The sequence below is a fragment of the cyanobacterium endosymbiont of Epithemia clementina EcSB genome (assembly GCF_029919255.1).
Classification (GTDB): Bacteria; Cyanobacteriota; Cyanobacteriia; order Cyanobacteriales; family Microcystaceae; genus Rippkaea.
Genome location: NZ_CP123991.1, coordinates 38,931 through 51,780 on the forward strand (window position 1 = coordinate 38,931; position 12,850 = coordinate 51,780).

Here is a 12,850-nt window from a genome sequence, read left to right on the forward strand (position 1 = left end):
CTGATTTATGAACTCTATCATGGTGGTAGGAACAACGTCCCACGCCGGAAAATCTTTTCTCACTGCAGCTATTTGTCGAATTTTAGTTCGTCAAGGATGGAATGTTACCCCATTTAAAGGGCAAAATATGGCATTGAATGCCTATATTACTCATGATGGTGGGGAAATCGGGCACGCCCAGGCAGTACAGGCGTGGGCAGCTAAAATATCCCCTACGGTCGAAATGAATCCCATTTTACTGAAACCACAAGGAAATATGGTTTCCCAAGTCATTATGAAGGGAAAAATGATAGGAACAACCCATGCGGCCGAATATTACGAAAAGTATTTTGATAAAGGATGGAATGCTATTACATCATGTCTTGAGCATCTAAAAACAAGGTATGACATGATCGTCTGTGAAGGTGCCGGAAGTCCTGCTGAAATAAATCTAAAACACCGGGATTTAACAAATATGCGAGTCGCCCGCTATTTAAATGCAGCGACCATTTTGGTAGTAGATATTGATCGCGGAGGAGCATTTGCTCATGTGGTGGGAACCTTACAACTTCTTGAATCTGAAGAAAGGGCATTAATTAAGGGTATTATTATCAATAAGTTTCGGGGACAGCGATCGTTATTGGATTCAGGTATTGATTGGTTAGAAAATTACACTGGAATTCCTGTCTTGGGAGTTATTCCCTGGCGTGATGTTGTATTTCCTTCGGAAGATTCTTTAAATTTATTAGATCGGCAATCATCTAATACAAAAGGAGAGTTAACCATTAATGTTCTTCGCTTACCTCACATTGCAAATTTTACAGATTTTGATCCTTTAGATGCAGAACCAACAGTTAATTTAAAATATCTTAATCTACAAGATTCTTTAGACTATCCTGACGCAGTAATTATTCCAGGCTCCAAAACTACTATCGCTGATTTGATTGAACTTCATAAAAGTGGAATGGCAAAAAAAATACAAGATTATATAAAGTCGGGAGGTATTGTTTTTGGGATTTGCGGCGGGTTTCAAATGTTAGGAAAACAGATATTTGATCCTGGGCAATTAGAGGGCAATCAGGATTACTCTTTAGGACTAAATTTACTTCCAATGAAAACAGTTATTACCCCTAAAAAGATTTGCCGTCAACGACAAGTAATATCTAATTATCCAGAATCTAATTTAATCGTAACAGGGTATGAAATTCACCAAGGAATTACTTGTTTGATTAAGTCCTCAAACATAGAAAAAGCTATCACTTTGTATTCTTTATTTGATGATTCTAGTTTAGGGGTTGTTAACAATACTTATTCTGTTTGGGGGTGTTATCTACATGAACTATTTAATAATGGAGTCTGGCGACGGACTTGGTTAAATTTTCTGTGTCAACGTAGGGGTTTATCTATTTTACCTACAGCGATTAGTAATTACTGCGAACAACGGGACACCAATCTTGATATATTAGCTGATTTAGTGGAGGAATTTGTTGATCTAAAACCAGTATTAAATTAGTTAACAAATTGTTAATCTTTAAGTTTTAAAAAACTATGACAGTTAAAGTACAATTTATCCCTGATAAAATCACGATTGAAGCTCAACCTGGTGAACTTATATTAGATGTAGCAAAAAGAGCAGGAGTGTTTATCCCCACAGGATGTTTAATGGGTTCTTGTCATGCTTGTGAAGTGGAATTAGGACAGGGTAATCCTGTCTGTTCTTGTATCAGTGTAATTCCTGCTGGAAGTGATTCTTTAAATATTTATATCTATTCCGACCCTATTTGGTAATTATCAGAAGATAATAGATAAAGAAATAGAATCTCTGTTATTAAATAGTAAATTTTTAAAGGTTTCAAAAATTTACTATTTAATAACTTATTGATGTTTTTATAAAAATGACAGACATCAGAAAAAAGTGTCAAGATAGCTATCTATAACATTTTCTAAGACCATTGCATAATTTTTCCATTAACAGAATTTACAAGCTAAATTGATATCTAGCTGTTTTTCTTCTATAGTCACTTTTATAAGCTAATTTATTTAGTAAATAACTTCTTGCTACTATACATCGATTTTTTCTAAAGATCCGACATCTTCAATTAAATTTTCTGGACCAACTTGGGATAAATTGCCAGACTTCAATTGCTTAATCGTTTTTATAAACCAAAGGATAAAATCCCAATCGTATCGTAGAGGGGTTTTAGCTATAAAGTCATAAATATCCAGACTTTTATTCTAACTCAATCTGAACGCAGTTGAAGTCCAGAAAACGACTGAGGTCAAGCATTGTCCGTGCAACACAATTGCAACTCAGATAATAATCACGGTTAACTTTTAATTTCTAACTGTATCTACGGAGAGGGAGGGATTCGAACCCTCGTTAAAGTTACCCTTAAACAGCATTTCCAGTGCTGCGCCTTCAACCACTCGGCCACCTCTCCAGGTGGGTCACAATCAATAATTATAGACCAAAATGTTCTATTAGATCAAGTTTTTTACAAAAAATTTGGGCAAAGGACAAAGTAAGGGGAATGTTTTATTGTCTTTTATTATTAAGAGGAATATCATTGAGACTTTAGCGCTTGCCATTCATCACGGCAAATACCCAGTAATTCCGTTATTTTCACCATAAATATCTAGGAGTCAACATGATAAATAGAAAATATTCTAACATCCTCACTTGCAGATAAGCATAGATAGGCTCGCAGAACATCATTTCTTGTTTTTAACACAAGAAGTTTATTTTTTTCATAATGTATTTAGCTAAATAATCTCCAATATACTTTTTTTCTATTTTTGTTAGTTTTTCACCTCTTCAGCAATGAAGACCAAGACAAATTGACAACGAAAAGATTGAAATATAGGCTAATTGATAACAATAACCATTAATGATGTCCAAAATTAAATGGGAGATTGATTCAAAAATCATATCAGCACTCCTCCAATTTCTTCATGAATGGCTAAATGTCCAACATCTTATCCCTTGTACTAACATTACTCATTTATAACTGGTAGCAGTAAAGATTGAGTTGTATAATCCTCAGGTAACAATCTCGACAGTAGTTGCAAATTTAACAGGTAATTCGGTGAAAGGAATATTATTATCAATGGTATTAGAAATGGCAATAACATTCTAGTTTCCCTATTGGGCTTAATCGTAGATGGTATCGATAATTACCATCTACGATTAAGCCCAATATTTTATATTTTTTGAGAATCGCGGCTTAGTTTTCTGTCTGAGTTGAGATGTATTAAAAACTACTTGAATGACTGCATTTAACTCGGAATAGTCCCTCCTACTGGAGAGAAGTCCGACCAGTTTTATTTCCAAAGTATTGGAGTTAACTATAAATACGTCCGCCAAACAAGAGCATAGTTTTGTAGTGCTTTCATTATACTGAGTTCATTCAAATCATATATTTTTTCTTCTAGGATACTGATATATTCAAGATCATGACGGAGCAAAGCACTAGCAACCTGAGTAATTTTAGCTTCAGCCATCCTTTTTCACAACATCTATCGTGTTGTGAATACCACTAGTCGCTGTTAAGTTTGTATCAATGTTATGATAGAGAATAGAAGTCTAACGTATGGGCAGACGCACGGATTGAAGGGTATTCAACAACACATCAATATACACTTTTAGGTTTTTTAGATTAATATTTTGTTGATAGGATAGATTAAATAGTACCAGTCAGTCAGCTCCTGCTTGAGTTGGTCATTTAGCTATATTAGCCATTTTGTTGAAATGAAGACCAATTTTGATAGTTACAAAGATGTTGATTTCTGCTTTCAGATTTAGCAGAATGTCGAGGTAGTTCTATTTTACCTCTCCCCCTACAATATCTAGATAGGTGGAAACGTAATATATATTGAATTCTTGGACATCAGCCTCCGTCTGTTGAATTTGTTTAGCATGATTTAAGCAATCACCGAGGGTAGACATATTAAGAATAGTAATGATTAGTAATCTTTACCATTTCTTTCGCTTGACAAATATGATTTAGATATTCTTGGGAACCTGCATAAAAAATTTCTAGTTCAGGGAAGTAGGTTAATGCTTACAAAAAGCTTTCTGTACTGTGAGTAAAATAATGATAAAATTTTAGGTGTTGTTTGTGTGATTTTTCTTCAAAAAAGAGTGCAGAATAACCACCGTGGCATCCTTTTCTTCCATACGTTTTAAGTTGTTAATTTCTTTAGTTAATGAGGTGTGCAACTCCACTACCAGAGTAGATTAGTAAGCTAATTACGTATAGGGTTTTTGTTAAACTAATTAAGGTTACTCCTCGTAAGAAAAGTTAGAGTTTATACTGCGGCTTCATTTTTTTTAAAAAAAATAAGATATGAAGTTATTACAAGCATGTTGTCTCTTAAACCCTAAAAAACTGTAATTACTTTGTTTACTATATCTAATATATTGTACTTTTATTTTAACGATTTGTCTTAACTTTTTTTTTCTACTCAACATCTTTTTATATTTCTTTTAAGTTTTTTAGTCTTAAGTCAGAATAAATTTGAGATTGAATAAATCTAATTTTTACTGAAAAAATGTTAATCAATTTTTAAAAAACTTCTGTGCTCTTAGGCAAATCATAAAAAGTAACTTAGACTAGAATAATTTATTATTTATATTCAATCGATATCTTTATTGCTTCTGTATCAATATTTAGCATTTAATAGATTTCTGTATTAAGTATATGTATTAAAAAAATTAGTAGAGAATAGTAGTAGTATATATACTGGTAATTATTTTTATATTTATAAATACTATTGATAATAGCTAATTTTATATTTTACTCATGCCTAAAATATAAAAATATTGACGACAAAACCTAATTATATCTGATAACTTATCTGTTTGTTGAGGATAGCTAACTAAAGGTCGTTTAATAATAATTATTTTTACTCCTAATTCAGTTGCTACTAACCTTTTTATTAACTCTCCTCCCTGTCTTCCGGATGCTTTAGTAACGACTAAAGAAATATTCCATTGCTGCCATAATGCTTGTTCTAATTCTGCACTAATAGGAGGCCGTAGGGCAATTAGGTGATCATTGCTAAAACCGGCTTTTATAGCCACTTCTAATGATTCTATTTTAGGAAGAACACGAGCAAATAAAACAGCACGACCTTGCCAAACTTTAAATAAGGGTAATGCTTTATAGCCAATAGTTAATAAAGTTCTTTCTCCTTGAAGATAATTACCTTTAATCAAAGTATCAAAATTATCGAGAGTAATGATTTCAGGAGAAGGAGGAAGGGATACCCGTTCATAGCGAAGATAAGGTATGCAATTTTCTTTGGAAACAGTGATTACCTGCCGAGAAATTTGCACCGCATAAGGATGAGAAGCATCCACAATAGCGATAATCTTTTCTTGTTGACATAAGAGTCGAATCTGGCCTGGATTTAAAGTACCTATTTTGATAGTTAAATAGGAGCTTATAGGATAGAGAGTTTTAGCATTTTCTGTAGTTACAGTAACGAGACAAGTGAGTCGTTCTGAAACAATAGATTCAGCAATTGTGACACTATCTCTTGTTCCTCCAATTAACCAAATTTTTTTCACAGTAAATGATTACATAATTAATAACTAATAATGCTTATTCTCGTCCTTTTAAAGCTTTTTGAAAATTATGACGATAGGAAGTGTCAAAAAAAATTAAAACTGGCCATAATAGACTTAAAATTAACTTGTTAGGTAATTGACGACTAAAGTTAGTGTGGCTATAGCCTTTGATAAATTTCCAGATACCAGCTAAATAAACAACTAATATAGTAAACAGGATTAATTTAACCATTTTTATTTTCTTTTCAAGAAGTTAGTTAAGGATACATCTCTTTACAATTCTATCTTAACTGTCAACAAATTGAGCTACGCAACAACATTTTTTAACTCTAATCAACTTTGTATAAGGCATCTCCTGTTTATCTGAACAATGATCTATATGACTAACCGAATAAATTATCAATTGAACTCTCTTGTATTTCAAGATAAGTTAACCTACCAGTATAATCCATGTTATCAGATAATAATTTTAACTTGAAGTAAATTACTCATTATTTTTTTAAAAATTTAAACATCTTCTCTCACTCACTGTAAAATTTATTTTTTATCTCTTAATTTCTGATTATTATGTTAATATCCATAATTTAAATATGCCTTATTTATGCTTTGTAAAAAGATCATTTAGAATAAAAAAACATTTTTTATATTATTAATTAATATTTAAAACTTCATAAAATAGTAGTACTTCAGTTTGGTTTTAAATTTATATTTAAGTATCATTTAGACTATTTAATAAAAATTAGCTACTATCTATTATATAGATTTTTTACATCAATTTTTTTTAATTATTTAATTATTTTAATCTACCAACTATTTTGATTAGACGTAGATCAATTAATCATATTTATTCTTTATATTTTTTACCTGTTCCTATATAACCATTGATTACGAAAGATAAATTATCTTCTTCGATTAAATTAGTAATCATATTATAAACAATTATTTTTTTGCTGAGTATTTACAATTTATTTAATTTAATATTTCTAATGTGTTCTAAAAATAATTGATAGTTTTAGATAGATTACAAAATTTTAATTAAGCTAACTATAACTTAAATATTTTTCTAATTTTAATAATTAAAGCAATTCTTTATTTTTTTTAAAAATTGATTAAACAATAACAAAATTTTTTATAAATGAATTACTCATTTATAAAATAATTAAAAATTAGTCAACAACTTTTACATTGAATGTTGAGGTAACTATGCTAAAAACTGTTTAATTTGAGAACGATAGAAATAACCTGCTACTCAAATAATAAGATCTGTCTTCTGATTTCACAAAAAAAGATCTTTCTTAACTACTTTAATAAATTACTTCAGAGTAGTCATACTGTTATTTTTTATGTCCACAACTTCTAGCCATCTTACAATACCTGTAAATATGAAAGTAAAAGTAATCACCATTCTTTCAAGAACTTACTGCTATTGTTTTGGAAATTCAAGGTAAATATTTTTTACCACCTCTAATAGATACTAATTTATTTTAGTAAACTAAAACAATATTTTATTCCAAACTAAACCTGACTTAAAAAATATATAAAATAACTAGTTTATTTAAATAAAAAATCTCTTATTTAGTAGTTTTAAAGTCGTTTATAAATCAAAAGCATTTATCACTAAGCCTGCTTCATAAAAACTGGTAAATGCATCTTGGAGTAAGACTACATTATTTAATTTTTAAAGTAAAGTTTAAGTTAATATTTTTTTAAAAAATTAAGTTCTGATTCTAATATTTCTATTTTAAAACTAACTTTTTATAGAACAATTGTTTTTATAGTATAGGTTTGATAAACTACTACTTAATTTTTTAAGCAATAATTACTCTAGCTAAGAAATAAAAATGTACTTGCTATAGAAAATACTTTCTTGATTAAATTTTGTTTATTGCCAACAACATTTTCTATTTATCGCTAGGTTTTTAAAAGTAGTCTTAACTGTAGCTTAAGTTGTATTAAAGTCTGATTATTAAGTTTAGAAAAAACTTAAATAATTCTATTATATAATTTCTATTAAATAAATTCTAAATTAATTTAAGAATAAATAGCTAATTCAGCCATAGATCCGTAAGCTTTTATTTGCTATTTTAGCATTAAATACTACTCTAATAACAGCATGATTTCTCAGTAAAATAAAGGAAACAAAAATATTTTTACAAAATAAATTTTGATCTTCTTATTCTAAAAAAAATCTGGAGTTAACTTTGATTAATTTTTAAAAATTAATGCTTAATACTTTATTCATGCACTTAAAATAATTGGCAATTATCCTAAGATAACAAGATCATTTATCAGTTAAATCACTAGTATTTATGGGCTTAAAATAAATAATTAAAATAAAATCTAATACCTAACTAAAAGAGCTTTTGTTAGTTAAACAGGGTAGTTTCTATACTATCCACAAAAATCGTTTAATTAAAATTATGGTTAAGAATAAGTCCTAGAAGAATGATAATCAGTAATTAATAATTTCTAATCAAGAATAGTTAATCACTTAACTTAAAAAGTATCTATAATAAGTGGTAAATTCAGTAATTTAATTTATGGCACGTCAACGTTTAAAATCAAATTTACCTAAGAAAACTTGTCCAGTTTGTGGATTTTCTTTTGTCTGGCGAAAAAAGTGGGCTAAGTGTTGGGATGATGTAAAGTATTGCTCCGAACGCTGTCGTCGGCATGGTTAAAAGTTCAAATAATTATTTAAATTTTTAACTTAATTTATGACTACAGTTCAAACTAAATTGAGTATTCAGGACAGTCCAAGTTTACTTACAAGTATAGGGAGTTTAGAAAGTATCTATTAATCCATCCATAATATTGTTAGTGAAATCTATCAACTACTCAACAATTAAGTAAGTTATGTACAACAGGTAATGTAGTCTTGGGTTGTCAATACCTTGAAAATGAACCCCGTTTTAATGCTGAAACTAGATTCAATTTTACAATCCAATGGACCAGTTTGCATAAGTGCTTCATTAATAAATGGAATTAAACAAAAAATAAGTGGCGCAATCAAGGTTTATCACGTTGAAATTTCCATTGAATTAGCTATCTTCTTTAAAGACAAAGTGCTTGAATTATTTTTGCTCTCAATTCAGCTAAATTAGCCGAAAAACTCAAAATTTTTATTTATAATATTTTTACAGAATTTCGTATTTTCGAATAGCTCAAAAAGTAAAAAAACAACTTTTAAAGTAATACATGGGAATTAACTGCTCAACCGTCTTCAGAAACGGGGCGGAGCCATTGGTGGGGTTATCCTGAATAGCTAAGGGAACATTACTGCGGGAACCTCTATAGGGGTTAATTTTAAAGATTAGAGCTGATGAGTGACTCAGTGATGACTGACTACGAACTATGCTTATGCTGACTCCCACAGTGATTAGGTTGTACGGGAGTGGGAAAAATATCGTCAATAGCAATGTCTAGCACTTACCTGAATGAAAATTCAGGTAAGTGCTAGAATGAACCTGTCTGATGCTATGTAAAAATCCAAAACTAACCAAAGGAAATTAGCCGCAACAGTTCTTGAATCAAAGTTGGCTTATTACTTGGATTAAAATCTGCAAAATCATCCTCCCCACCTATCAAGATAGTTTTTCCATAAAATAACTCTGGAATGAAACCTGACAGGATTTATGGGTTATTGTAACTAGGAGACTACAGAAAACAAAGAGTAGGTCATAGACGATAGGAACAACTAGCTATCAACTATTTACTATTTGTTAATTTCTAGAAACCACCACCACAAAACGTCAGCAAACGGATAACCATAGGACCTGAGATTGTAATTAAGCCGACAAAAGTTAATTGAAAAATAGAATCTAGATTTAAGGCTGTTAATAATTCCATTTTTTCTTCTTAACGTTTCTGTCATAAGTTGAGTGTGAAGGGTAAAGAGCAAAAAAACATAGTCAATAACGTCTGACAATATTTCAGTTTTTTTAAGTCATAATACAAAAATCCATAAAATTTTATTACAAACTCAGGATAAGGTTCTTTAAATTATGGCGACTTGGCAATGTGTAACAGAATGTGGAGCTTGTTGCAATCTTGATCCAGTAGATTACCCGAACTTAGAAGATTATTTGACCTTAGACGAAATAACCCATTATTTTAGTTTAGTAGGAAAGGGGAGGTGGTGTATCAACTTTGATCATGACACCCGTAAATGTCGTATTTATCAAAAACGTCCCGATTTTTGTCGGGTAACACCTCATACATTTGAGAAAATGTATAAGATTGAGAGAACAGAGTTTAATGACTTTGCCATCGAATGTTGTCAGCAACAAATCGCAGGAGTTTACGGAGAAAATAGCCTCGAAATGGAGCATTATAAACAAGAAGTAGTAGTAGATAGGAAAACGAGAAGTGAATAAATCGGTAACTTTGGGATGTTCTCTTCGGGACAGATTTTTGATCTCTAAGGGAGAGATAAGTCCAAAATTAACTTAAATCCCACAACTGCAAAATCTACCGAAACCAATGCTAATTTAGCTGTTTTATTTTCTAGTGAATGATTAAACAAGGAGTAAATTAAACTTAATAGTTAGATAAAAATGGTATTTCCAGCCTGTTTGTAGTTCCACTTTTGTATCAATATTTTTGCGCAAATTGGTTACAGAACAAAATTAGCAACGTTATTAATTAGTTCAAAATATCAATTTCCTTTTTTTATAAGTAGTACTAATTAAGGTAATTAATACTACTTTACTTGAGGTATTAATTTGGTGTTTATTATCTTGTCATTTATACTCTGAAACTTTAGATTTAGTTGCAGGTTTCCTTTTACTTACAATTGCAGCTTTATTTATCAATAAAAAACTAGTTGAACATCAAACTTATTAATCATAATAGATTCGCAATTATTTGGGTTAAGTGTCATTGATAGTATTTTTAGCAGAGATTTATGTTAAAAGTTAACTGATAGCTATTTCGTTAAGATAGAGTTTTAGGTCTACTAATGTAGTTTTTGGAGTTAAACTTCAACATTAATTCTCACGATATTTTTAGACGTTATTACTTGGATTATAGTAACTTTAATCTTACTGAACAAGTTTTAAAATATTGGCTATTGTCGTATTTATATGGATAACATCAAGGAATTTACGCAATATTTTAAAAAATAAGTCTTTCTTAAAATCAATAAATACAAACTATTACTATTTTAAGAATTGCATTTTTTCTATATGATTGGGCTAGAAAACTATTTCTAATCTACGAGATATCATATGATATAGTCACTGGTTAATTAGCAGTAACTACTCTTATATCTTTCTTTTTAAATAGTTTTAATAAGTATTAAGCTAGAGAAATACATTGAAATAAATAGATTATGTAAGTTAGTTATTGAGAATAAATATTTTCCAAATTAATTTTAGATTGGAGTTTATTGGCAAGTTACTATTTTAGTAGTAAACGGTATTTATCTAGCAGTAGTTAATGTTGAAGTAAATAGTTGTAGTCTGTAATTTTTATATCAGTAAAAACTTAATAAGTATACAAATTTTAAATATAAACTAGTTTAATAAGTATTAAAATATACTTCGCTTATTTGTTTATATATGTTGAATTTTACTCTCTCCTAAAATAGACTTATATTTCTCAAATTTGCAATTTTAACTTACAACTTCTTAAAAACTTGTTTAGATTTTTTTAAAAAAATAGAGGTAACCCATGCTTAATTAATTTTTTTGTACCATCAATATGTGAGATTGAAGTATCTACTTTGTCCAATAAAGTTGATGTAAATTAAAATTATAACTAAGAAATAATAAACCGAGTTTTAGTTAATGCTCACGAACGTGACTTCCAGGCACGTAAAAAATATATTAAATACTGTAGCCAAAATTGTTGTATTTATAGCTTTAATTTCAGAAATGTATTCGAAAAACTAGGAGAAAGATTCATTTGCGTGCATCATTTGTATTCAACTATATAAAGCTATATAGTTTTAAAAACTTAATTTTAAGACTTTCTAAAAAAAGTTTAATAACTATTAAACATTGGTTAAATAATCAAATGGCGATGTTACTAATTGTCGTTATAGTGCTATTTACTTTTACTAAGTACTGACATCATTGTGTCGAGTGTTCGCATCTTTTTGCGGAAAAAATAGTAATAATTTAGGAGGCAATTGCCACTGATTTTGAAGGATCTTGTTTTTGATATAATTCCCTGAGAATTGCTTCTAAATCATTAGTTAGCTTTTCGGAACTACTTTTCATTCTTTTTGAATTATATTTAGCTACTTCTATAGGTTTTCCAATAGTCACTGTTACATCGGTTCCCCAACTGGGATAAGGTTGAATATATCGAATCCCAACGGGAAGAATTTTAATTTGAGAGCCTGGTTTTTCGGATTCCACTTCTAGGGCAATACGGGCGACTCCTCGCTTAAGAGGATGAACTTTATTATCCCGAAAAATCCCTCCTTCTGGGAAAATAACTAACATTTCTCCTGCTTTTAGGAGCGCAACACTATGTTCTAAACTGCTTAATCCTGGACGTTTAACATCAATAGGAAAACCTCCTAAATGGTGAATTAGACAGCCTTGAATTCCCTTCATTTCAGTTGATGTTACCATAAACCGTACGTCTCGGCTACTAACAAGTCTTCCTACAGCTTTAGGGATAATCAAAGCATCCCATCGAGAACGATGGGTTGGCGCAATAATTGTCGGCCCAGTTATTGGAATATTTTCCTGTCCAGTAATTATAATTCGACCAAAAAATGAAGGCAATACTAACCAACACCCTAGATGGTATACCAACTTAACTAACCAGGGATTAATAGACGATTCAGTAAAGTTACTAGGTAAAGTGGATGAATTCATAAAATTAGGCAAAATACAATTGAAAAAATTTTAAAAAATGATTTTCTATAACTAGAGTTAGTTTCAGCTTTACTTTAATCTGTCTTGTAAATTAATGTCTCAAAAGTAGAGGACAGTTAGCCGAGTGTCATTCAGGCAAAACCTATACAATCAGTAATCCTTGAAGATTGACGACAAAAACGAATAATCGAGCATCGCGACTTCTACGAAGACATAGTTTGAAAAAAAAGTTAAATTTTGTCTTCGCAAGATTCTAGTAATTACAGTGCTATAAATATGGAGTAACAGTGAAATTTATTTCAATTACATTGATAATATAACTTTTTTTTAGACTTTTAAAAAACTACACGTTAAATATATTTCTATTCTATCTAAGCTAGAAGTCACTTTTTAGTGTTTTTAATAATATGATTTAAATATCAATAATTAATTTTGATAAAAGATTTTTATCAAATACGCCTATTGA

General features: G+C 29.9%; 10 protein-coding genes, 1 tRNA gene and 1 pseudogene. 5 read left to right on the plus strand and 7 right to left on the minus strand.

Annotated elements, in window-relative coordinates:
- The first annotated feature begins 7 nt into the window (after positions 1-7).
- A complete protein-coding gene (cobQ, locus tag P3F56_RS00110; protein WP_281152757.1) occupies positions 8-1,492 on the plus strand; it encodes a cobyric acid synthase CobQ in 1,485 nt (494 codons plus the stop codon).
- A 35-nt stretch (positions 1,493-1,527) separates the two neighbouring features.
- Positions 1,528-1,767, plus strand: a complete 240-nt coding sequence (locus P3F56_RS00115; RefSeq protein ID WP_281152758.1) for a 2Fe-2S iron-sulfur cluster-binding protein — start codon at positions 1,528-1,530, stop codon at positions 1,765-1,767.
- A 285-nt stretch (positions 1,768-2,052) separates the two neighbouring features.
- Here P3F56_RS00115 and P3F56_RS00120 read toward each other — a convergent pair.
- The 5 genes and pseudogenes from P3F56_RS00120 to P3F56_RS00140 form a co-directional block, all read right to left on the minus strand.
- Positions 2,053-2,187: pseudogene (locus P3F56_RS00120) on the minus strand (DUF29 family protein); the annotation flags it as partial.
- Between the two features lie 146 nt (positions 2,188-2,333).
- A tRNA-Ser gene (locus P3F56_RS00125) sits at positions 2,334-2,420 on the minus strand.
- Positions 2,421-3,799: 1,379 nt separating this feature from the next.
- Positions 3,800-3,925, minus strand: a complete 126-nt coding sequence (locus P3F56_RS00130; RefSeq protein WP_281152759.1) for a hypothetical protein — start codon at positions 3,923-3,925, stop codon at positions 3,800-3,802.
- A gap of 843 nt (positions 3,926-4,768) precedes the next feature.
- On the minus strand, positions 4,769-5,551 hold the full coding sequence (locus tag P3F56_RS00135) for a cobalt-precorrin-6A reductase (protein WP_281152760.1): 783 nt from the start codon (positions 5,549-5,551) through the stop codon (positions 4,769-4,771).
- 34 nt (positions 5,552-5,585) lie between these two features.
- A complete protein-coding gene (locus tag P3F56_RS00140; protein ID WP_281152761.1) occupies positions 5,586-5,783 on the minus strand; it encodes a hypothetical protein in 198 nt (65 codons plus the stop codon).
- Positions 5,784-8,091: 2,308 nt separating this feature from the next.
- Between P3F56_RS00140 and P3F56_RS00145 the strand changes: the two genes are divergently transcribed.
- Positions 8,092-8,232 carry a DUF2256 domain-containing protein gene (locus tag P3F56_RS00145; RefSeq protein ID WP_281152762.1) on the plus strand — a complete coding sequence of 47 codons (141 nt, stop codon included), beginning with the start codon at positions 8,092-8,094 and terminating at the stop codon, positions 8,230-8,232.
- Between the two features lie 219 nt (positions 8,233-8,451).
- Positions 8,452-8,655, plus strand: a complete 204-nt coding sequence (locus P3F56_RS00150) for a hypothetical protein (protein WP_281152763.1) — start codon at positions 8,452-8,454, stop codon at positions 8,653-8,655.
- 625 nt (positions 8,656-9,280) lie between these two features.
- On the opposite strand, the gene psb30 is transcribed toward P3F56_RS00150, so the two are convergent.
- Complete coding sequence (gene psb30, locus P3F56_RS00155) at positions 9,281-9,400, minus strand: photosystem II reaction center protein Ycf12/Psb30 (RefSeq protein ID WP_281152764.1); 120 nt, start codon at positions 9,398-9,400, stop codon at positions 9,281-9,283.
- Positions 9,401-9,555: 155 nt separating this feature from the next.
- Here psb30 and P3F56_RS00160 point away from each other — a divergent pair, with 155 nt between their 5' ends.
- Positions 9,556-9,927 (plus strand): YkgJ family cysteine cluster protein, encoded by a 372-nt coding sequence (locus P3F56_RS00160; protein ID WP_281152765.1) that lies wholly within the window; start codon positions 9,556-9,558, stop codon positions 9,925-9,927.
- A 1,746-nt stretch (positions 9,928-11,673) separates the two neighbouring features.
- On the opposite strand, the gene P3F56_RS00165 is transcribed toward P3F56_RS00160, so the two are convergent.
- Entirely contained in the window at positions 11,674-12,384 is a 711-nt protein-coding gene (locus P3F56_RS00165) for a lysophospholipid acyltransferase family protein (RefSeq protein WP_281152766.1), read from the minus strand.
- Between the last annotated feature and the right edge of the window lie 466 nt (positions 12,385-12,850).